The organism is Bacillus sp. AC266 (assembly GCF_979253805.1).
The window spans coordinates 169,695-189,702 of record NZ_CEEDEC010000002.1; the positions used below are offsets into that span (position 1 = coordinate 169,695).

General features: G+C 36.5%; 23 protein-coding genes and 2 pseudogenes. 18 read left to right on the forward strand and 7 right to left on the reverse strand.

Annotation, left to right across the window (positions count from 1 at the left end):
* The 9 genes from AC0IXC_RS08355 to AC0IXC_RS08395 all read left to right on the forward strand — a co-directional run.
* A partial coding sequence (locus AC0IXC_RS08355; protein ID WP_471652825.1) for a DNA translocase FtsK occupies positions 1-1,823 on the forward strand: 1,823 nt, incomplete at its 5' end.
* 61 nt (positions 1,824-1,884) lie between these two features.
* Complete coding sequence (locus AC0IXC_RS08360; protein ID WP_002015597.1) at positions 1,885-3,003, forward strand: nicotinate phosphoribosyltransferase; 1,119 nt, start codon at positions 1,885-1,887, stop codon at positions 3,001-3,003.
* Positions 3,004-3,254: 251 nt separating this feature from the next.
* Positions 3,255-4,565, forward strand: a complete 1,311-nt coding sequence (gene murC, locus AC0IXC_RS08365; protein ID WP_002015598.1) for a UDP-N-acetylmuramate--L-alanine ligase — start codon at positions 3,255-3,257, stop codon at positions 4,563-4,565.
* Positions 4,566-4,686: 121 nt separating this feature from the next.
* Complete coding sequence (locus AC0IXC_RS08370) at positions 4,687-5,100, forward strand: MerR family transcriptional regulator (protein WP_471652826.1); 414 nt, start codon at positions 4,687-4,689, stop codon at positions 5,098-5,100.
* Positions 5,090-5,986 (forward strand): DMT family transporter, encoded by an 897-nt coding sequence (locus AC0IXC_RS08375; protein WP_372475028.1) that lies wholly within the window; start codon positions 5,090-5,092, stop codon positions 5,984-5,986. Before AC0IXC_RS08370 ends, AC0IXC_RS08375 begins: the two co-directional genes overlap by 11 nt.
* Before the next feature lie 64 nt (positions 5,987-6,050).
* Complete coding sequence (locus AC0IXC_RS08380; protein ID WP_137075984.1) at positions 6,051-6,599, forward strand: GNAT family N-acetyltransferase; 549 nt, start codon at positions 6,051-6,053, stop codon at positions 6,597-6,599.
* Positions 6,596-7,087: a GNAT family N-acetyltransferase gene (locus tag AC0IXC_RS08385; RefSeq protein ID WP_193652341.1), complete on the forward strand. Its 492-nt coding sequence runs from the start codon at positions 6,596-6,598 to the stop codon at positions 7,085-7,087. The genes AC0IXC_RS08380 and AC0IXC_RS08385 overlap by 4 nt, the downstream gene beginning before the upstream one ends.
* Before the next feature lie 77 nt (positions 7,088-7,164).
* Positions 7,165-7,569 (forward strand): PH domain-containing protein, encoded by a 405-nt coding sequence (locus AC0IXC_RS08390; RefSeq protein WP_002143426.1) that lies wholly within the window; start codon positions 7,165-7,167, stop codon positions 7,567-7,569.
* Entirely contained in the window at positions 7,566-7,748 is a 183-nt protein-coding gene (locus AC0IXC_RS08395) for a hypothetical protein (RefSeq protein ID WP_088293513.1), read from the forward strand. The genes AC0IXC_RS08390 and AC0IXC_RS08395 overlap by 4 nt, the downstream gene beginning before the upstream one ends.
* 50 nt (positions 7,749-7,798) lie before the next feature.
* Here the strand turns inward: AC0IXC_RS08395 and AC0IXC_RS08400 are convergent, their stop codons facing one another.
* Complete coding sequence (locus AC0IXC_RS08400) at positions 7,799-8,914, reverse strand: aminopeptidase (protein ID WP_002034367.1); 1,116 nt, start codon at positions 8,912-8,914, stop codon at positions 7,799-7,801.
* A 187-nt stretch (positions 8,915-9,101) separates the two neighbouring features.
* Between AC0IXC_RS08400 and AC0IXC_RS08405 the strand changes: the two genes are divergently transcribed.
* From AC0IXC_RS08405 to ccpA, 5 genes and pseudogenes are all read left to right on the forward strand, one after another.
* Positions 9,102-9,611, forward strand: a complete 510-nt coding sequence (locus AC0IXC_RS08405; protein WP_012261840.1) for a DUF948 domain-containing protein — start codon at positions 9,102-9,104, stop codon at positions 9,609-9,611.
* 2 nt (positions 9,612-9,613) lie between these two features.
* On the forward strand, positions 9,614-9,940 hold the full coding sequence (ytxJ, locus tag AC0IXC_RS08410; RefSeq protein ID WP_002067603.1) for a bacillithiol system redox-active protein YtxJ: 327 nt from the start codon (positions 9,614-9,616) through the stop codon (positions 9,938-9,940).
* Positions 9,941-10,053: 113 nt separating this feature from the next.
* The gene (locus AC0IXC_RS08415) at positions 10,054-11,070 is read left to right on the forward strand and encodes a CamS family sex pheromone protein (RefSeq protein WP_002138665.1); all 1,017 of its coding nucleotides are present in this window, start codon (positions 10,054-10,056) and stop codon (positions 11,068-11,070) included.
* A gap of 142 nt (positions 11,071-11,212) precedes the next feature.
* Positions 11,213-11,722, forward strand: a pseudogene (locus AC0IXC_RS08420) (bifunctional 3-deoxy-7-phosphoheptulonate synthase/chorismate mutase).
* Between the two features lie 276 nt (positions 11,723-11,998).
* Complete coding sequence (ccpA, locus tag AC0IXC_RS08425) at positions 11,999-12,997, forward strand: catabolite control protein A (RefSeq protein ID WP_002034370.1); 999 nt, start codon at positions 11,999-12,001, stop codon at positions 12,995-12,997.
* 34 nt (positions 12,998-13,031) lie between these two features.
* Here ccpA and AC0IXC_RS08430 read toward each other — a convergent pair whose 3' ends face one another.
* Positions 13,032-13,394, reverse strand: a complete 363-nt coding sequence (locus AC0IXC_RS08430) for a DUF4288 domain-containing protein (protein WP_002184820.1) — start codon at positions 13,392-13,394, stop codon at positions 13,032-13,034.
* Between the two features lie 15 nt (positions 13,395-13,409).
* Positions 13,410-13,517: pseudogene (locus AC0IXC_RS08435) on the reverse strand (DUF3949 domain-containing protein); the annotation flags it as partial.
* A gap of 111 nt (positions 13,518-13,628) precedes the next feature.
* Here AC0IXC_RS08435 and AC0IXC_RS08440 point away from each other — a divergent pair.
* On the forward strand, positions 13,629-13,901 hold the full coding sequence (locus AC0IXC_RS08440; protein WP_000636592.1) for a DUF3917 domain-containing protein: 273 nt from the start codon (positions 13,629-13,631) through the stop codon (positions 13,899-13,901).
* 49 nt (positions 13,902-13,950) lie between these two features.
* On the opposite strand, the gene mscL is transcribed toward AC0IXC_RS08440, so the two are convergent.
* The 3 genes from mscL to AC0IXC_RS08455 all read right to left on the reverse strand — a co-directional run bounded on the left by mscL (position 13,951) and on the right by AC0IXC_RS08455 (position 16,167).
* Complete coding sequence (mscL, locus tag AC0IXC_RS08445) at positions 13,951-14,352, reverse strand: large-conductance mechanosensitive channel protein MscL (protein ID WP_002015591.1); 402 nt, start codon at positions 14,350-14,352, stop codon at positions 13,951-13,953.
* Between the two features lie 128 nt (positions 14,353-14,480).
* Positions 14,481-15,407, reverse strand: coding sequence for a Gfo/Idh/MocA family protein (locus AC0IXC_RS08450; RefSeq protein WP_002143411.1), 927 nt, complete (start codon positions 15,405-15,407; stop codon positions 14,481-14,483).
* Between the two features lie 79 nt (positions 15,408-15,486).
* Positions 15,487-16,167 (reverse strand): ankyrin repeat domain-containing protein, encoded by a 681-nt coding sequence (locus AC0IXC_RS08455; protein WP_471652827.1) that lies wholly within the window; start codon positions 16,165-16,167, stop codon positions 15,487-15,489.
* Positions 16,168-16,462: 295 nt separating this feature from the next.
* On the opposite strand from AC0IXC_RS08455, the gene AC0IXC_RS08460 reads away from it, so the two are divergent.
* The 3 genes from AC0IXC_RS08460 (at position 16,463) to AC0IXC_RS08470 (ending at position 19,001) form a co-directional block, all read left to right on the forward strand.
* Positions 16,463-17,917 carry a sensor histidine kinase gene (locus AC0IXC_RS08460; RefSeq protein ID WP_471652828.1) on the forward strand — a complete coding sequence of 485 codons (1,455 nt, stop codon included), beginning with the start codon at positions 16,463-16,465 and terminating at the stop codon, positions 17,915-17,917.
* A gap of 1 nt (position 17,918) precedes the next feature.
* Positions 17,919-18,608, forward strand: a complete 690-nt coding sequence (locus tag AC0IXC_RS08465; protein ID WP_002034338.1) for a response regulator transcription factor — start codon at positions 17,919-17,921, stop codon at positions 18,606-18,608.
* Between the two features lie 123 nt (positions 18,609-18,731).
* Positions 18,732-19,001, forward strand: a complete 270-nt coding sequence (locus AC0IXC_RS08470; protein ID WP_088040250.1) for a hypothetical protein — start codon at positions 18,732-18,734, stop codon at positions 18,999-19,001.
* Positions 19,002-19,067: 66 nt separating this feature from the next.
* Here AC0IXC_RS08470 and AC0IXC_RS08475 read toward each other — a convergent pair whose 3' ends face one another.
* Positions 19,068-19,928 carry an alpha/beta fold hydrolase gene (locus tag AC0IXC_RS08475; protein WP_471652829.1) on the reverse strand — a complete coding sequence of 287 codons (861 nt, stop codon included), beginning with the start codon at positions 19,926-19,928 and terminating at the stop codon, positions 19,068-19,070.
* Between the last annotated feature and the right edge of the window lie 80 nt (positions 19,929-20,008).

Below are 20,008 nucleotides of genomic sequence, written 5' to 3' on the forward strand. Positions count from 1 at the left end.
TAGAACCACAAGCAGAAGAAAAGCCAATGCAGCAAGTGGTAGTAGAACCACAAGCAGAAGAAAAGCCAATGCAGCAAGTGGTAGTAGAACCACAAGCAGAAGAAAAGCCAATGCAGCAAATGGTAGTAGACCCGCAAGTGGAAGAAAAACCAGTGCAGCAAGTGGTAGTAGACCCGCAAGTGGAAGAAAGTCCAGTGCAGCAAGTGGTAGTAGAAGCCCAAGTGGAAGAAAAACCGATGCAGCAAGTGGTAGTGGAACCGCAAGTGGAAGAAAAACCGATGCAACAAGTAGTGGTGGCTGGACAAGTACAAGAGTCAATTTCAAGTACGGAAGTACAAGAGAAAGCATATGTTGTAAATCAAAAAGAGAATGATATGCGCAACGTACTACAAGCGCCACCGAAGTATGAACTTCCGCCATTAACGTTGTTGTCAATTCCACAGCAGGCAGCATTAGATAATACGGAGTGGCTAGAAGAACAGGAAGAATTATTAAATACGACATTTAATAATTTCCATGTTGGAGCACATGTTATTAATGTGTCACAAGGGCCGGCGGTAACTCGTTTTGAAGTACAACCAGACCCAGGTGTGAAAGTAAATAAAATTACAAATTTAAGTGATGATATTAAGTTAAGTTTAGCTGCGAAAGATATTCGAATTGAAGCGCCAATTCCAGGGAAGAGTGCAATTGGAATTGAAGTTCCAAACAAGGAAAGTAAGCCAGTATTCCTGCGTGAAATTTTAAGAAGTCCTGTATTTACAAAGAGTGAATCACCGCTTACAGTTGCGCTGGGGCTTGATATTTCAGGTGATCCAATTGTAACGGATATTCGAAAAATGCCACATGGACTTATTGCGGGTGCAACTGGTTCAGGGAAAAGTGTGTGCATTAACGCGATTTTAACGAGTATTTTATATAAAGCGAAGCCGCATGAAGTGAAGTTGATACTAATTGATCCGAAGATGGTTGAGCTTGCACCATACAATTCTGTTCCACATCTTGTAGCACCTGTTATTACTGACGTAAAAGCAGCTACAGCTGCGTTAAAGTGGGCGGTTGAAGAGATGGAACGTCGTTATGAATTGTTTGCTCATGCTGGTGCTCGTGATTTAACTCGTTACAATACGATTGTAAGTGGTAGAGAAATCCCAGGTGAGACATTACCTTATATTGTAATTGTCATTGACGAGTTAGCGGACTTAATGATGGTTGCTCCTGGTGATGTGGAGGAAGCGATTTGTCGTATTGCACAAAAAGCTCGTGCTTGTGGTATTCACTTATTAGTTGCGACGCAGCGTCCATCTGTAGACGTTATTACAGGTTTAATTAAATCAAACATTCCAACGCGTATTGCGTTTACAGTATCATCTCAAGTTGATTCGCGTACGATTATCGATATTGGGGGCGCGGAGAAGTTACTTGGTCGTGGTGATATGCTATTTTTAGGAAACGGCACATCTAAACCAGTACGTGTACAAGGTGTATACGTATCAGATGATGAGATTGAAAGAACAGTTGATCATGTGAAAAAGCAAATGAAGCCAAACTACTTATTTAAGCAAGAGGATTTATTAGCAAAATCAGAGCAGAGTGAGTCTGAAGATGAACTATTTTTTGATGCATGTCAATTTGTTGTAGAGCAAGGGGGAGCGTCCACATCTTCTGTACAGAGAAAATTCCGCATAGGTTATAATCGCGCGGCACGTCTAATTGAAGAGATGGAGTCGCAAGGGATTATTTCTGAAGGAAGAGGAACGAAACCGAGAGATGTCCTTATTTCTGAGGATGAATTCGCTGCTATGCAGGAAACAAATGTATAGGAAACGGTTTTGCTGTATACTAATAGAAAATGTTGGATAGTAAAGTAGGGAGTAAAGCGACATGAAAGAAATTGAATTAAAATTAAAAGGTGAAATAAATCGACTAACAAATAAAACATTTAAATTTGATGAACGTGTTGGAGAAGGCTGGTTCTCTGCCGTTTACTTTTTAAAAACTAGAGAAATCATTGAAGAATTTCGCCCGAAAAGTGTTGTAACAATGCAGTTTTTTCAAAAAGAACATGCAGTTCTTTGCGGAGCAGATGAGGTAATCGCATTGCTACAAACATTTGCCAAAAATCCTGAGGAATTAGAAATTCATTCTTTAAAGGATGGCGATAATATTAGTCCGTTTGAAACAGTTTTAACAATTCATGGTCCTTATGAATACTTCGGCTTTTTAGAAGGTGTAATTGATGGGATTTTAGCTCGTCGTACATCAGTTGCGACAAACGTATATAACGTTGTCCAAGCTGCACGTAGTGTAGATAAAGAAAAACCGGTTATTTTCATGGGAGATCGTGACGATCATTATACGCAACAAGCTGGTGACGGCTATGCGGCATACATCGGAGGTATGAGCGCGCAAGCGACGCATGCAATGAATGAATGGTGGGGCAGAAGTGGTATGGGGACGATGCCTCACGCTTTAATTCAAATGTTTAATGGTGATGTTGTTGAAGCTGCAAAGGCATATCATAAAAAATTCCCAGAAGATGAATTAGTCGTACTAATTGATTATAACAATGATGTCATTACAGATGCACTTCGCGTAGCGCGTGAATTTGGATCAACATTAAAAGGTGTACGTGTCGATACGTCTCGCACAATGATTGATCAATACTTCATTCGTCACCCAGAAGTACTTGGAACATTCGATCCACGTGGTGTAAATCCATCACTTGTATTTGCACTTCGTAAGGCTCTTGATGAGGAAGGGTTCCAACATGTAGATATCGTTGTAACTGGTGGGTTTGATGAGAAGCGTATTCGTGAATTTGAAGCTCAAAATGTTCCTGTCGATATATACGGAGTAGGAAGTAGCTTATTAAAAATGAATATTGGTTTTACTGGTGATAACGTAGAATTAAATGGAAAACCAGAAGCAAAAGCTGGTCGTAAATACCGTCCAAATTCACGTCTAGAGCGTGTTCAATTAGAAACAAAAGAAGATATGTAAAAGCGAGAAAAACTGATAGGTGATTGACCCTATCAGTTTTTCTGTTATCATAGTATAGCGGCTTGTTTTTTGCTATAATAAATGTGTTATGGACATAAAAGAAGTACGTACGAGTTTATCACTGATAAGTGAATATAAAAAGAAATTCACTGCATCAGAAATGTATGATGATTACCAAAATAAGAAAAGATTCATATACTGTCTTATAGATAGGCCGTTGTATTAGTTCGAAATGTTGGAGGTTCTTTAAGATGACAGTTTACCATTTTGTAGGAATTAAAGGAACAGGAATGAGTTCATTAGCACAAATTCTTCATGACATGAAGCATACTGTTCAAGGGTCTGATTATGAAAAGCGTTTCTTTACACAAACAGCATTGGAAAAGCGTGGTATTTCCATCCTTCCTTTTGATAAGAATAATATTAAAGAAGGACAAGTGATTATCGCAGGAAATGCATTTCCTGATACGCATGAAGAAATCGTAGCAGCAAAAGAATTAAATATCCCAGTACATCGTTACCATCACTTCTTAGGTGATCTTATGAATCAGTACACAAGTGTTGCTGTAACTGGTGCACATGGAAAAACATCAACAACTGGTTTGTTAGCCCATGTAATGCAAGGTGCACACCCAACATCATACCTTATTGGAGATGGAACGGGGCATGGGGTAGAAAATAGTAAGTATTTTGTATTTGAAGCTTGTGAGTATCGTCGTCATTTCTTGTCTTACTATCCAGACTATGCAATCATGACAAATATCGATTTCGATCACCCAGATTATTTTGCAGACATCAATGATGTATTTAATGCATTCCAAGAGATGGCATTGCAAGTGAAAAAAGGTATTATTGCATGTGGTGATGATGAAGAACTTCAAAAAGTTCAAGCGAAAGTACCTGTTATTTTCTATGGATTTGGAGAAGATAACGATTTCCAAGCACGTAACATTCAAAAGAGAACTGATGGTACTATATTCGATGTATTCGTTCGTAATACGTATTATGACACGTTCAAAATTACAGGATACGGCGATCACAGCGTATTAAATGCATTAGCAGTAATCGCGCTTTGCCATTATGAAAACGTTGATGTAGAAGCAGTTAAGCATCAGCTAACAACTTTTGAAGGCGTAAAACGTCGCTTTAATGAAAAGCCAATGGGAGAACAAGTTATCATTGATGACTATGCACACCATCCGACAGAAATTAATGCAACGATTGAAGCAGCACGTCAAAAACATCCAGAGCGTGAAGTTGTCGCTGTATTCCAACCACATACATTCTCACGTACAGAGAAATTTTTAGATGAGTTCGCGGAAAGCCTAAGTAAAGCTGACCAAGTATACTTATGTGATATTTTCGGATCAGCACGTGAAAACAAAGGTGAATTAACAATTGAAGATCTGCAAAAACGTATCGATGGCGCAGAACTAATTACAGATACAACAACGGATGTGTTAAAGAAACATAAAAACGGCGTTCTTATTTTCATGGGCGCAGGTGACATCCAAAAATTCGAAGCAGCTTACGTAAAAGAAGTTCAAGTTGCAGAGAAGTAATAGAAAAGACGCATAGCTTGGCTGTGCGTCTTTTTTTGTTGTGTCCGATTTTTATTTATGTATTGACCTAGAGTTAGCTCTAGGTTGTAAGATGAATATGTAAAAACAAGGGGGAGAAAACATGTATAAAATCGGTGAAGTAGCAGAGCTAACAGGGATGGGTATTCATACTTTGCGCTATTATGAGAAACTAGGTTTATTGCCACCACCAACGCGAAATAGTGGTATTCGTCAGTATACAGAAGGTGATGTGCGCCTGTTAAAATTTTTATATTCATTAAAGCAAACTGGAATGTCTTTAGAAGAGATGACTGAGTTTGCAAGTGACGGATGTATTATAGAGGAGATTAGACAGCGGGAAGAGGAAGTACCTGCGAAAATAAAAAAGAGGATTTCAATTTTAACAACACACTTAGATCGTTTAAGGGAACAGCAGGAGCAATTGCAAAAAGTAGTTTTGTTAACAGAGGAGAAGTTAGAAATTTATTATGGTTTTCTAGAAGAGAAAAACTCGGAGGCCAACAATGAAGAATAAAGTATACGCTCAGTTACTAGGGTTTGCGATTTTCACTGGCGGAACATTTAATGCTTCGAAATATGCGGTGCAATATTTCGAAGCGATTCATATAGCGGCATGGCGTTTTGTGATTGCTGCATTTGTGATGTTATGTCTGTTAAAAATACGAAAAGATTTTGAGGTGGAGGTATGGAGGCAGAATAGGGCTTATTACCTTTTGCTAGGTATTGTTGGTATATTTGGTTTTAACTTCTTTTTCTTTTTAGGTATGAAACATACAGAAGCTATTAATGGTGCACTTATTATGGCGACGAATCCGCTCGTTACGACGCTGTTAGCAAGTGTTATTTTACGAGAAAAAATTATAAAGCGCCAAGGTATTGGAATGTTACTTGCATTACTTGGTGTTGTTTTTGTACTTACACAAGGTTCGTTTACAATACTACAAAGCTTATCATTTTCAAAAGGGGATTTTTATATTTTATTAGGGAATATTTGCTGGGCGTTATACGGTGTACTAGGCAGAAGGTTTATTAAAACTGGTAGCCCAATACAAACTACGACATATACGATGACGATTGGTGCTCTTGCCTTTATTGTGATATCTGTCACTCAAAAAAGTATAGTACCAGTTTTGGAAATTCCTTTGTTAGCTTGGGGAGCGATTCTCTTTATGGCAATTGGAATGAGTGTGCTCGGTTACTTATGGTGGAATAATGGAATTGCTCAAATTGGGGCAGCAAGGACATCTTTATTTTTTAATTTAGTGCCTGTTGTTACAATGATTATTTCTTTTATTGAAGGAGTAAATATAACACCCGCACAATCTATAGGAATGATATTAGTTGTTACGGGAGTATTATATTCTTCTGGTTTTATACAAATAAAACCGAAAAAAGTGTGAATATTTAACATTTTGTATCTGTAAGTGTTAGAATAATAAGAAAAATAAAAAGGGGCTAAAAAACATGTTCACACTCCGAGTAGATGACGAAATCGAACTACAACTATTAGAAAAACATCATAAAGAGGAATTATATCAATTATTAGATCAAAACCGTAACCATTTAAGAAGATGGCTCCCTTGGGTAGATGGGACGAAATCAGCTGATGCGTATAATGAAATTTTTCCGATGTGGTTAAAGAAATTTGCAGAGGGAGATGGGTTTGAGGCTGGTATACGCTATAAAGGAAAGCTCGTTGGGATGGTAGGTATTCATCCGGTGAGCTGGGGTAAGAAAGCTACGAGTCTTGGATATTATCTTGCAGAAGATGCTGGCGCGAAAGGTATTATGACGCGAAGTGTGAAGACTGTGCTTCATTATGCATTTGATAATTTAAAGCTGAATAAAATTGAAATTCGTTGCGGTGTTGAAAATGCGAAAAGCCGTGCGATTCCAGAACGTTTAGGTTTTAAATTAGATGGTATTTTAAGAGATGAAGAATGGATATATGATCATTTCCAAGATATCGCTGTGTATAGTTTACTAGCTTCAGAATGGAAGAAGATTCGATGAACGAGAAGATTTGTATTATTCCGTATGAAAGTACGTTTCAAGATGAAGTAGTAGATCTTATCGTTCATATTCAGCGAAAAGAGTACAATGTCCCTATTACGAAAGAAGAGCAGCCGGACTTACTGGAAATAGAAACGTTCTATCAAAGGGACAACGGAAATTTTTGGGTAGCAACTTATGATGGGAAAGTAGTTGGAACGGTAGCTTTATTAGATATTGGGAAGCATCAAGTAGCGCTAAGAAAAATGTTCGTGAAGAAAGAGTTCCGCGGAAAAGAATGGGGCGCATCATATACGCTACTTCAAACGGCAATTTCTTGGGCGAAAGAAAAGAACTTGAAAGACATTTATTTAGGAACAACAGTTAAATTTTTAGCAGCGCATCGCTTTTATGAAAAGAATAATTTCCAAAGTGTGAGTATAGACGAGTTGCCAAAAAGTTTTCCAGTGTTACAGGTGGATAAGAAATTCTATAGATATATTGTTTAAGAAGGTCATGTAGAAATGGCCTTTTTTTATGAACTAAAATGGAAAAAGTGGTATAATTTGGGGTAGGGGGTGCGTGTATGAACATTCCGATTCAAAGAAGTAAATCGGTAGTAATTTTCGTTTGTCTCACGTTAGCTTTTATGTTTGTATATCCACTTGTCATGATTCTCACAAATAAAGAGCAGTGGATGTCAGCGTTAATTGGAATGGGTTTATGTTTCCTTGTAAATGTACCACTCGTTTGGGAAGTATTTATTAAAAAGCATAAAGTAGAAAATGGTGTATTAAAGTACGGCATTTTAAATGACGATATCGTATTGAAAGAGATAAGAATCATTCGTCAAGTGGGAAAATCTCTTGAAATTACGACGAATGCATACAAAGTACATATGGTTGCGATGCCGCAAGATATGAATGAATTTTTCGCGCTTATCGAGAAAGAGAACCCAAATGTGAAAATAGCAATGGTAGGTAAGAAATGAAATATGTAAAACCTTTATTCTGTTTAGAAATTTTGTTTGTGCTTGTTGGTTGCACTAGAGTATATATGAAATGGGATCTGCCCTTATATGTACCAATATTAATAGGTACCATCGCAGTTGCGCTTTTATTTTATTTTCATTTCCAGCAAACAAAAAGCGAGGAAAGTAGTTCGATATAGAGTGGAAATAATAACAAAACGCTCGGATACAATTCCGAGCGTTTTTATTATTATTTTAAGTTCTCTGGGTTTAAAGCTTCTAGTTCAGTTACAACGAAGCGTCCGTCTTTACGGATTAGTACGTCGTCGAAGTAAATTTCGCCGCCGCCGTATTCAGGGCGCTGGATGCATACTAAATCCCAGTGAATGTTAGAGTTGTTGCCGTTCCATGCATCATCATAAGCTTGTCCAGGTGTGAAGTGGAAGCTGCCATCGATTTTTTCATCGAATAGAATGTCACCCATTGGATGTAAGATGTATGGGTTTACGCCGATTGCGAACTCACCAACGTAGCGTGCGCCTTCGTCCGTATCGAAGATTTTGTTAATGCGCTCTGAATCGTTTGCAGTTGCGTCAACGATTTGGCCATTCTCAAATTTAAGTTGTACATTTTCAAATGTATAACCGTTGTAAGGAGATGGTGTGTTGTAAGAAACTGTACCGTTAACAGAATCGCGAACTGGTGCAGAGTATACTTCACCATCTGGAATGTTTAAATGACCCGAGCATTTAATAGCTGGAATGTCTTTAATAGAGAATGTTAAATCAGTTCCAGGGCCAGTTAAGCGAACCTTATCTGTTTTATTCATTAATGTAACAAGGCTATCCATCGCCTTATCCATTTTACCGTAGTCTAAGTTACAAACTTCGAAGTAGAAGTCTTCGAAAGCTTCTGTGCTCATTTTAGCAAGCTGCGCCATAGAAGCATTTGGGTAGCGAAGAACAACCCAGCGTGTTTTCGGAACACGGATGTCTCTATGAACTTTTTTGCCAACTGTTTGGCCGTGAACTTTCATACGTTCACTTGGAACGTCAGCTTGTTCGTTAATGTTATCGCCAGAGCGAAGGCCAATGTAAGCATCCATATCTTTCATTACACTAGCTTCATATGCAGCGATTTGTTCGAAATGTTCTTCAGTAGCACCCATTAATAAAGAGCGATCTACTTGATGATCTTTTAAAGAAACGAATGGGAAACCACCAGCTGCATATGCTTCTTTTACAAGTGCAGTTACAAGTTCTTTTTGTAAGCCAAAGTTTTCAATTAATACTTTTTCGCCTTTTTGTAAACGAATAGAGTAGTTAATTAAATTGTATGCTAACTTTTCAATGCGTGGATCTTTCATATGTAAAGCCTCCCTACTAATTATGTATCCTCTCCTATTGTAACCTACTTAGTGGAATTTGTTGAATCATTTATGTTAAAGTTAACGAATAAGTATGAAAATTCTAATGAAAAGATAGGGATTAGAATGAAACGGAAAATGATTGTATAATGGGAGAAAGTATGAAAAAGATAAAGGAAGTGATGAAATGCAAGTTCTTCTATATGTAAGTGCGGCTATTATCGCGGTTGCTTTCGCAGTATTAGTAGTGTATGTATGCAGAACGTTGTTATCGGTTCAGAAGACGTTAGAAAACGTTGCGAGCACGTTAGAAGGTTTAGAAAAGCAAATGCAAGGAATAAGCGTAGAGACGGAGCAATTATTACATAAGACAAATGCGTTAGCTGATGATATTCAACAGAAGTCACAGTCGCTAAATAAAGTAGTAGAAGGTGTGGATGGAATCGGAACGACGATCCACTCTTTAAATACGAAGCTTCGCAACGTTTCAGAGTCTGTTACGGACGAAATTGAAAATAATGCAGATAAAGTGGCACAAGTTGTACAGTGGAGCAGCGCAGCAATTGAAGTGTATAATCATTACCGTACTACGAGACAAGAGAAAAAGATTGAAAAAGAAGAGCGTAAACTTGAGAAAGCTGAGCAGAAGGCTGAAAAGAGAGAGAAGCGCTCTAGACTTCGCATGAGAGGTGAGTAATGATGAGTATGATGAAGATTGAAACGATTGAAGAACTTGAAGCGTTAGTAGAAAAGAACGAGCCTTACGTTCTTTTTAAACATAGTACGACATGTCCAATTAGTCACGGGGCATATACAGAGTTTCAAGCGTATTGCGGTGAAGAAAGAGAAGTGCCAGCATATTACTTATACGTACAAGAGGCGAGAGATGTTTCAAACCATGTTGCAGAGCAGTACAGCATTAAGCATGAATCTCCGCAAGTGTTATACATAAAAGATGGAATGGTAGTATGGCATACATCGCACTGGAATATTAAAAAAGAAGCTTTAGAAGAGAATGTAAAATAGGGAGAGGCAAGCGAAGGGCTTGCTTCTTTTTTATTTTGTTGCAATATATTTAATGGTACACTAGAGATACTTTAAAACTAAGTAAATTGACTTTTGAAAGTGGGTTTTAAGCAATGAAGAAAATGGCATTATGCATCGCAAGCTTAAGTTTATTACTGGGGGCTTGCAGCAATAATACTATTGAGAAGAAGGATGAAGTTGTACAGAAAGATACGAAAGAAAAAAGTATGATTCCAAGAACTGCTGTTTCTAAGGATTACTATAGAACTGTTATTCCTTTAAAAGAACAAAAGGTAATTAATACAGTTAATGTTAAAACTAATTCTAAACTAGATTTAGCAGAATATGAAAATGGTTTAATGGATATTGCTTCAAAACAATTCGATACAGAAAATTACGTATTACAATTAAATCAATATATTCCAGAGAAAACAATTGATGAATTAGTTACGAAACAAGAAGTACCAGTTTTGACTAATATTATAGAACAGGACTACTTCGGCAAACAAAATTCAAATGAACTAAGCTTATCTGGTGTTGTTATTGGTTTATCTATGTCTTCAAGTGTATCTAATGAGGAAGCTATTTCTAAAGGTACTGAAGTCGCTAAGGGGCTTATAGAAGCTATTAATAAAAATGATAAATATAACAAATCTCCAATTACATTTGCTATATTCAAGCAAGAAAGTACAAGTTCTTTAAAGAATGGTACTTATATTTCAAGCGCTACTGTTCAAAAGAACGAGACTAATCTTGGAAATTGGGATACTATTGATGAAAAGTCGTATTCGTATCCTTCTCAAGAATTTGAGGGGGCACATGGAGAAGATAATGATAAGCTAAAGAATTTTTCTAAAGCAATGAAGGCATTTTCTCCAGGCGATTATATCCCTGTTAATGCTAAGATTTCTTATAAGCAAAATAAGATGGATAAATTAAAGATGGATATTGTCGTAAAATATAACGGTAAGTCAGAATTAATGGCACTCTCTCAAACGGCTGCTCAAAGTATGTTAGAACAATTTCCTAAAGATGCTAAAGTTCAATTACAAATAAAGTCCGAGAATAAAATCGAGGCTGTTATTATAAAAGAGAAGAACAGCGATAAACCGTTTGTTTCTTTCCTATAATAAAAAAAGACAGTTTTTAAGCTGAGGCTACTGAAAAAGTGAATACTTCGAGAAAAACATTTCGAATTTCCTAAAGATGTTGAAAGAAGAAAGGAGGTCATTACCTGTACATAGTAGGGAATGACCTCTTTTTTCTTATGAAATAAACTCTTTCAGTGCCTTCTTTAAAGTGTCAGATTATGTTGATGTTATTCAAATTGGCGCTCGCAATATGCAAAACTTTGAACTGTTAAAGGCAGCTAGTGCTGTAAATAAACCAATATTATTAAAGCGTGGTTTATCAGTAACAATTGAAGAATTTATTAATGCAGCAGAATATAGTATGGCAGAGGGGAATGGTACTATCATTTTATGTGAGCGTGGTATTCGCACATATGAAACAGCAACGCGTAATACGCTTGATATTTCCGCTGTGCCAATTTAAAAGAAAGAAACACATTTACCTGTTGTTGTCGATGTAACGCATTCTACAGGGCGATGTGGCCTTCTATTACCGTTTGCAAAAGTGGCTATGGCAATTGGTGCTTTTGCTATTATGGCTGAAGTACATCCAGACCCAGCAGTTGCATTATCAGATGCAGCGCAGCAAATGGACATTCCAGAATTCAATGAGTTTATGAAAGAATTAAAAGCATTCGGAAGTAAATTATAAAAAGATTTCTTAGTCTATGTAGCCCTTGTTACATAGCTTTTTTACAAAAATTGACCTTTTTTGCATAAAAAATACGAAAATACGAGAAAAGAAGCGAATTTTTTCGAAACTTTTGCGGGAAAATATTGTATGACCCTGTGTTTTTAGCGTATCATTAGTAAAAGGAAGAACTCGGGACGATTGTTGGCATCTGCAAATAGAGTTGATGTCTTTTTTTCATTCAAGTGAACCGATACATAAAAATAGATAACATAAATAGAAGGAGTGTGCGAAGAGATGAACGTAACAATCTATGATGTAGCGCGTGAAGCAAATGTTTCAATGGCTACCGTATCACGCGTTGTGAATGGTAACCCAAATGTAAAGCCTACAACAAGAAAGAAAGTATTAGAAGCAATTGATCGTTTAGGATACCGCCCGAATGCAGTAGCACGTGGACTAGCAAGTAAGAAGACAACTACAGTGGGTGTTATTATTCCGGATATCTCAAATACGTTTTATGCAGAACTTGCTCGTGGAATTGAAGATATCGCAACAATGTACAAATATAACATCATTTTAAGTAACTCTGACCAGAACAAAGAGAAAGAGTTCCACTTATTAAATACGATGCTTGGGAAACAAGTGGACGGGATTGTTTTCATGGGTGAAGATATTACAGATATTCACGTTGAAGAGTTCAAAAAATCTCCAGTACCAATTGTATTAGCAGCGTCATTTGATGAACAAAATGAAACGTCATCAGTAAATATTGATTATACACAAGCAGCTTACGATGCAATGAAGCATTTTATTGAGCAAGGACATAAACGTATCGGTTTCGTCTCTGGTCCTTTCATTAATAAAGCAGGAAGCGCGAAGAAGTTACAAGGTTATAAAAAAGCTTTAGAAGAAGCAGGTATTTCATATGATGAAAATCTTATAATTGATGGAGATTACACATATGATTCAGGTATAGAAGCGTTTGAAAGACTTTGGGGCATGGATGAAAAACCAACAGCAATCTTCGTATCTTCTGATGAAATGGCACTAGGTGTAATCCACGCAGCACAAGACGCGGGATTAAACGTACCAACGGATATCGAAGTGCTTGGTTTTGACAACACACGTCTTGCATTAATGGTTCGTCCGCAACTTTCGACAGTTGTACAACCAATGTATGATATCGGTGCAGTAGCAATGCGTCTACTAACGAAATATATGAACAAAGAAAAAGTAGAAGATCACTCAGTTATCTTACCTCACCGTATCCAATTTAGAGATTCAACGAAGTAAGAATAAGAGAGCTCACAGCGATAGCTGTGAGCTTTTATTCATATTCAGGATAATGGTGTTTAACTACTGTATCTACACTTTCAGTTTTTTTAACATGTAAAAAGCGTGCATATAATTCTTTTCCTGTCTCAAATGGTGTGTCATCTAATTCGAAAACATGCAACACTTTTCTAAACGTCCATGTTACTTGCTCACCGTACATATTATCGTACGTATCTTCAGACTGTAGAGCTATCTTTTCACCTAGCTCATGAGCTTCCTCTAAACTGTTCGCCTTAACGAGAATGATACTTTCTTCAAAAAGTGTATCGTGATTCTCTTCATAATGTTCATCAATTTTACTAGGATTAGGTTTACCTGAATGGACAGATTCAAATAATAATTTTACAGCATACACATGAGATCAGTCTCCTTATGCTGAATGTTTTATTTTATAAACAATACTCGCGATAAGTGAAGCCGGTATTGTAAATACGTTACTTTGATAATGATAATGTATTTTGGATTCTTCATAAGATATTCGCTACAGTTTGGATTATTCCTTGTTATATGTCACACAAGTGCAAATTTAACTATTATAGGGCAATGTCATGTATAATAGAAAGAAAAGGCTTGTGAGGGGGGAGAAGAGATGATCGTTCTTTGGATAATTACGCTTTGCATGACCGCTATTTTTGCATATATGACGTTAAAACAAAATGGCTTAAAGCGATTTGTTCCAGGAAGTATTCTTGCAGGAATCGCCCTTATCACGTATGTAATTTCTATTTTTATTGAAAGTGTATCAGTGGACATGAGCACAAGTTTAATGTTTATGGGTATTACACTATTTGCAGGTAGTATTATGGTACTTATGGTTGCTGGTATTATTTTATTTATTCATATGAATTCGGAAACTTTATAGCATATAGAAAAGGCATGTCCCGAGGGGGCATGCCTTTTTATCCGTTCAATTATGCTCTATCTTTAGAAGAGTTTTGTTGTTTTAGTAAGTCGCGAATTTCGCCAAGAATTTCTTCTTCTTTTGTTGGTTCTGGAAGTTCTTCTTTCTTTTCTTCTTCTTCTCTTTTAGATGTTAGTTTGTTGAAAACTTTAACAAACATAAAGATAGCAGCTGCAATAATTAAGAAATCAAAAATAGTTTGGATGAAGTTACCATACATAATAGATGATTTACCGAATGTAAGTTTTAAATCTGTAAAGTTAACGCCGCCCAGTACCATACCAAGTAATGGTGTGATGATATCTTTTACTAAAGAACTAACGATTTTACCGAATGCAGCACCGATTACAACCCCGACAGCTAAATCGATTACATTCCCTTTGAATGCGAATTTTTTAAACTCGTTCCACATGTGTTAATCCCATCCTTTCCACGATTCATTATGAAATTTATAATTCCTATCAACATATTCTATAGAAATTTGTGAGAGAAATAAAGAGGAAATGGGAATGAAAGTAAATTCTGAAAAATGTATCCGTTTTAATTTTTAGTTGCATTCTCCAGTAGAGATTGCAACAGTTGCTGCGTTTTTAATCCTTCTAATCCATCTACAACAGGTTTTGTATCTCCGTGAACACATTCGATAAAATGATGAACAGCATCTTCAAAACCGCGCTGTTTTAACGTCGTATCCCATGATGGTGAACCGCTTTGCGAAACGGAGTTTTCTTGTTCAATTTCAAATGTGTTCATATTTTTTACGCGAATGATTTTCCCTGTTGTTACAAGTTCAATTTGTTCTAAGTTTGTACCGGCATGGCGATGCATCGCTGTTGAAAGTAACAGTCCATTTGCAGTTGTATATGTATGATGTCCGTAAAGAAGTTCATTCTTTTCATTAATTTGCATCATATTATGAACGACGTTAAGATCATCATTAGCTAACCAGCGAGCAGTATCTACAATATGTAAGTAATCATCTAACATAGTAAAGTCGTACGTATATGGCCCGACTTTATTTGTGCGGTGTTTTTCAATTCGAACCCATGAAATATCATGAGCTTGCTCTTTTGCAGCAACATACATAGGAACGAATCGGCGATTAAATCCGACCATTAACTTTCGGTTATGCTTTTCGCTCAACTCGACTAGTCGCTCAGCTTGTTCCACTGTAGCTGCTAGCGGTTTATCAACATAAACGTCGATTCCTTTTTTCAGAAGTTCAGAAACGATTTCATAATGTGTAGCAGTTGAACTGTGAACGAAGATTGCATCACATTCCGAAGCTAACGTTTCAATAGAATGGAAGTCTTGAATGCGGTATTGTTGGCAAACTTGTTTCCTTTTCTCTGCGTTAGGTGTAAACGCCCCTACAAAATTCCAATCTGTTTCTTTTGTAAGTGTTGGAAGATAGGCCTTTTGCGCAATACTTCCAAGTCCAATCATCCCAATTTTAGGTTTGTTCATGTTTATTCCCACCCTATTAATATTAATGTAACGGGTTAAATGTAGCATAGGGTGGGGGAGGAAGGCAAAAATTAGCTTTTTACTTACGCCCTTCTAACAAAATCTTCTCTATCTCTTCAAAGTTATGAGCGCGAGCATGCTCTAACGGGGTAACACCATCGTTGTCTGGAATATTTACATCTGCACCGTGCTCAATAAGAAGCTGAATGACTTGTTGCTGTGTTTCGTTTCCATTACTTAGTACGATGGCTTCCATTAAAGCGGTCCACCCGAGATTATTTACATGGTTAACATCAATAGTTGTTCGCGTAAGGAGTTCTTTAATAACATCAATATAGCCATGTTCTGAGGCGGGGATAAGAGCTGTTCCGCCGTAACGATTCGTAAGCGATGGATCTGCACCGGCATCAATCGTTAGTTTTAAAATATCAAAGTAACCTTCTGCACCGGCGTATAGAAAGGGATTGTTTTTCATATCGTCTTGGATATTTACGTCAGCCCCTGCTTCAATAAGCGCTTTTGCAGTTTTTACATCATTTTTGTATGTAGAAATCATAAGAGGGGTACGTCCTTTACTGTCCGTTATATTTATGTCAGCCCCTTTTTTGAGTAATGATATAACAGTATTCGTTGCTTGTTTCTCAGTAGCTGCTAGTAGCGCTGTCTCCATGTTTGTCATCTCCTTTTGAACCTCTTGTTCTTGCGAGCATCCTTGCAAAAAAATTACGCAACAGATCATGCTTAATGTTTTTTTGAACATGGAATTTCAACCTCCTCATTGCAACTGTAAAATAAGAACATTAAATTTTTATAAACTGACGCTAAAATTACTATAAAATCGCTTGAGTATTTGAACATATATTTTTATGCTTATGAGTAATAAGGTTTGATAAAGTGAAACTTTAATCAGTGGGGGGTACCCCCCACTGATTATTAGTTGAACCAATCGGGCTTTTATGGGCAGTTGATCCCTACCTAACTTCGTTGCTTTCTCTGAATTTTGAGGTGGGGGGTCTTACTGCCCGTTAATGCGGGATAAAGTGAGGATGTAACATATGTCTATTAAAACAAGGTTTTTATTCTCTTATATCGCTGTTATTCTCGTTTCCATTACGCTCATATTAGTCGCGGGATTTTTAATTGTTTTTTCCATAACAGGAGACTTGGAATCAGTGAAAAATTTCTATAAAAGTTCCTATATTCAAAAGCCGCTTACACCAGAAGAAGAGAATACGTATATTGAATTGAAATTAGCGGCAAAGAAAAATCAATCACAACTATTAGATGAATCGTTCGTTTCATCACTTGAAAAAGAAGGTGTGAAAATAGTTGTAAGAAAGGGAGAAACGATTTCTTATGCTACAAAAATATTTGAAGGTGTATCTTTAAAAGAAGCCATTCCGAAATTTGAATCAGCAAATATTAATAGTCGTGGTACAACGGAACTAGGCGATACATTTTATCGATATGTAAAATTTGATTTTTATTTTCCCGGAGATGAAGAAGGGAGTATATTTGTACTAAAAAGGCAAAGTTCATTTGTCGATCTCACACAAAAATTATTTCCAATTTTGTTCGGAGGGCTTTTACTGTTAGCCATTTTACTCATAGGGTTATTAAGTTATTTCGTCTCAAGAAGTGTGATAAAACCAATTTTTGTATTGAAAGATGCGACTGGGAGAATTAAAGAAGGGGATTTAGATTTTCAAATTCCAGTTACATCCTATGATGAGATTGGACAATTAAATCAAGGATTTGAGGAAATGAGGAAGAAGTTAAAAGGGTCGATTGAGATGCAAACACAATATGAAGAAAATCGAAAAGAGCTCATTTCAAACATCTCTCATGATTTAAAAACACCGATTACATCTATTATTGGATATGTAGAAGGCATAAAAGATGGAGTCGCAAATACGCCAGAAAAAATGGATAAGTATTTAACGACCATTCATACGAAGGCAAAGCATATGGATACACTCATTGATGAGCTCTTTTTGTTTTCGAAGCTGGATTTGAACCGAGTTCCATTTCAGTTTGAAACGATAGAGTTAAACGTGTTTATGCAAGAATTATTAGAAGAGATGCAGATGGATTTAAGTGAGGGAGGTATAGAAGTTTATTTACAATTACATTCATCACCACTATATGTAACGGCCGATTGTGAAAAGATAAATAGAGTGATATCAAATTTAATTCATAATAGTGTGAAATACATGGATAAAGAAGCGAAGAAAATTACTGTAACAGTATTAAGTGATAACAATAAAGTTATTGTAAAAGTGATGGACAATGGATCAGGTATAGAAGCTGATACGCTGCCGTATATATTTGAGCGGTTTTATCGTGCAGAGCAATCGCGAAATTCTAGCACAGGTGGAAGTGGACTTGGCTTAGCGATAGCGAAGCAAATTGTTGAAGAACATGGCGGGGAAATTTGGGCGGAAAGTAAGCTTGGGGAAGGTACAAGTATTTTCTTCTCATTGAAAAAAGTACAGGAATGTGGTGAGTAGAATGAAGAGAATTTTACTAGTAGAAGATGAAATAAGTATTGCAGAATTACAGCGAGATTATTTAGAAATTAGTGATTTTCAAGTCGATGTAGAGCATTCAGGTGAAATAGGTCTACAAATGGCTCTTCAGGAAGACTATGACTTAATTATTTTAGATATTATGCTTCCGAAAATGAATGGTTTTGAAATTTGTAAACAAATACGTGCTATAAAAGACATTCCTATTTTACTTGTTTCAGCAAAGAAGGAGGATATAGATAAAATTCGCGGACTCGGTTTAGGGGCGGATGATTATATAACGAAACCATTTAGCCCGAGTGAATTAGTAGCAAGAGTAAAGGCGCATATTTCTCGTTATGAAAGATTATCAGGAAATGTGAGTAAGCAACGCGATACGTTATACATTCATGGAATTTCTATTGACCAGCGAGCGAGAAAAGTTTTTATAAACAATGAAGAAATCGCGTTCACAACGAAGGAATTTGATTTATTAACATTCTTTGTAACGCATCCAAACCAAGTATTAAATAAAGAACAGTTATTTGAACGTATTTGGGGACTAGAATCAGCTGGCGATTTAGCCACTGTCGTTGTTCACATTAGAAAGCTACGTGAAAAAATTGAAAGAGATCCTGCTCACCCGCAATATATTGAAACAGTATGGGGAGCTGGTTATCGCTTTAACGTGTAATGTACCTGCCAAGTAATTGGTAGGTTTTTTATGTTATTCGAACAAAAAGGGAATAATAGGTAATTTATGTTAAAATATAAAGAGAGATAAAACATAGGAGAGCATGAGAGGGCGTGATACATTTTGGGAGATACATTAAAAGATAATAAATCAAACAAGGCTTTAAAGATTGGAACCAATATCATACTTATCTTATTAATTATCGGTGCAATACAAATGTTTTATGATGAAGATTCTACGAATGATCATTTCGGTTGGTTATTTATGATGGTCTTTTTTGGAATTAAAATAATTTCTAATTTTATGATGAGTATAAAAGCAGGAGATAAAAAGTCGATATTCATTGATGTAGGCTTAATGATTTTTTTGTTCTTCTTGTTGTTTCTAGTGTGAAATATTTCTTTTGAAAAAAGTTCATATTCTTATAGAGGCTGTGAGCTTTCCTTAGTAATAACGGTACTAGTGTAACGATTTATAAAATGTTTGAGTAGTAGAAGTAAACTGAGCAGCTTCTTCTAAAAAAGGATAATGGTTACTCTCCTCAAATATCACAAAGATAGAATTATGTATACCCTCATGCATCTCGATAGAATATTGGATCGGGCACTGTACATCATGTCTTCCGCATATAATAAGGGTCTTTGTTTGGATGGAAGGTAAATTCTCTCTTAAATCAAATGACGGATATTCATTGGCGAAAGTGTTCATCCGGCTAGGGGACATTGTTTTTTGGATTGGTTTACAAAAATAAGAGTTGAAGTTTTCTGGTTTATACAATGATAATTTTGTTCTCTTAGTAGATAATTCTTTTCGTTCTGCATTTGTAAGATGAGGGCTTTTCAAGTTTTCGATGAGTTGTTGCATATAATGAAACTGAGGATGTGCTGGGTGATAAATGCAAAATAGTGTTTCGGTATAGTTACTTGCTGCGGCTCCGGCCATGACTAATGATTGTAAGGAATTTGGATATGTAATGGTATATAAAAGTCCAAGCATACCGCCTGTTGAGTGGCCAGCGAAATGCCATGTTGGGAGTTGTAAAGCTTCTCGTATTGCTTCTAAGTCGTGAACGGTTTCAATCATACTTAATTCTTTTTCTGAATGGGCTTTTGCTGAGTTACCAGCGTTTCGTAAATTAATGAGCAATACACGATGCGTAGCAGTGAAAACATCCGCAAAGTAATCGCCAGTTTCATTAAATTGTGAATAGTGATGTGTAATGCAAAGCGGTTCGCCATTTCCTTTTGTAAAGATTTCAAATGTGCCACGTTTCGTGTTGATTATTTGTTGTGTCCACATAATATCACGACCTTTTCTCATAAAAGTTGGACCGGCTAATTCTTAAATAAAATATATCAGCGAATCTCAAAATATATCGACTTACCGACAGAAAACGACAA

What these genes read in the sequence shown, in the direction of transcription:
- AC0IXC_RS08415 (WP_002138665.1), top strand. Translation starts at nt 10,054, where the DNA reads ATGAAGAAAATGGCATTATGCATCGCAAGCTTAAGTTTATTACTGGGG.
- AC0IXC_RS08475 (WP_471652829.1), bottom strand. Translation starts at nt 19,928, where the DNA reads ATGAGAAAAGGTCGTGATATTATGTGGACACAACAAATAATCAACACG.
- AC0IXC_RS08385 (WP_193652341.1), top strand. Translation starts at nt 6,596, where the DNA reads ATGAACGAGAAGATTTGTATTATTCCGTATGAAAGTACGTTTCAAGAT.
- AC0IXC_RS08465 (WP_002034338.1), top strand. Translation starts at nt 17,919, where the DNA reads ATGAAGAGAATTTTACTAGTAGAAGATGAAATAAGTATTGCAGAATTA.
- AC0IXC_RS08450 (WP_002143411.1), bottom strand. Translation starts at nt 15,407, where the DNA reads ATGAACAAACCTAAAATTGGGATGATTGGACTTGGAAGTATTGCGCAA.
- AC0IXC_RS08405 (WP_012261840.1), top strand. Translation starts at nt 9,102, where the DNA reads ATGCAAGTTCTTCTATATGTAAGTGCGGCTATTATCGCGGTTGCTTTC.
- AC0IXC_RS08370 (WP_471652826.1), top strand. Translation starts at nt 4,687, where the DNA reads ATGTATAAAATCGGTGAAGTAGCAGAGCTAACAGGGATGGGTATTCAT.
- ytxJ (WP_002067603.1), top strand. Translation starts at nt 9,614, where the DNA reads ATGAGTATGATGAAGATTGAAACGATTGAAGAACTTGAAGCGTTAGTA.
- AC0IXC_RS08460 (WP_471652828.1), top strand. Translation starts at nt 16,463, where the DNA reads ATGTCTATTAAAACAAGGTTTTTATTCTCTTATATCGCTGTTATTCTC.
- AC0IXC_RS08455 (WP_471652827.1), bottom strand. Translation starts at nt 16,167, where the DNA reads ATGTTCAAAAAAACATTAAGCATGATCTGTTGCGTAATTTTTTTGCAA.
- murC (WP_002015598.1), top strand. Translation starts at nt 3,255, where the DNA reads ATGACAGTTTACCATTTTGTAGGAATTAAAGGAACAGGAATGAGTTCA.
- AC0IXC_RS08375 (WP_372475028.1), top strand. Translation starts at nt 5,090, where the DNA reads ATGAAGAATAAAGTATACGCTCAGTTACTAGGGTTTGCGATTTTCACT.
- AC0IXC_RS08360 (WP_002015597.1), top strand. Translation starts at nt 1,885, where the DNA reads ATGAAAGAAATTGAATTAAAATTAAAAGGTGAAATAAATCGACTAACA.
- AC0IXC_RS08440 (WP_000636592.1), top strand. Translation starts at nt 13,629, where the DNA reads ATGATCGTTCTTTGGATAATTACGCTTTGCATGACCGCTATTTTTGCA.
- mscL (WP_002015591.1), bottom strand. Translation starts at nt 14,352, where the DNA reads ATGTGGAACGAGTTTAAAAAATTCGCATTCAAAGGGAATGTAATCGAT.
- ccpA (WP_002034370.1), top strand. Translation starts at nt 11,999, where the DNA reads ATGAACGTAACAATCTATGATGTAGCGCGTGAAGCAAATGTTTCAATG.
- AC0IXC_RS08400 (WP_002034367.1), bottom strand. Translation starts at nt 8,914, where the DNA reads ATGAAAGATCCACGCATTGAAAAGTTAGCATACAATTTAATTAACTAC.
- AC0IXC_RS08395 (WP_088293513.1), top strand. Translation starts at nt 7,566, where the DNA reads ATGAAATATGTAAAACCTTTATTCTGTTTAGAAATTTTGTTTGTGCTT.
- AC0IXC_RS08390 (WP_002143426.1), top strand. Translation starts at nt 7,165, where the DNA reads ATGAACATTCCGATTCAAAGAAGTAAATCGGTAGTAATTTTCGTTTGT.
- AC0IXC_RS08380 (WP_137075984.1), top strand. Translation starts at nt 6,051, where the DNA reads ATGTTCACACTCCGAGTAGATGACGAAATCGAACTACAACTATTAGAA.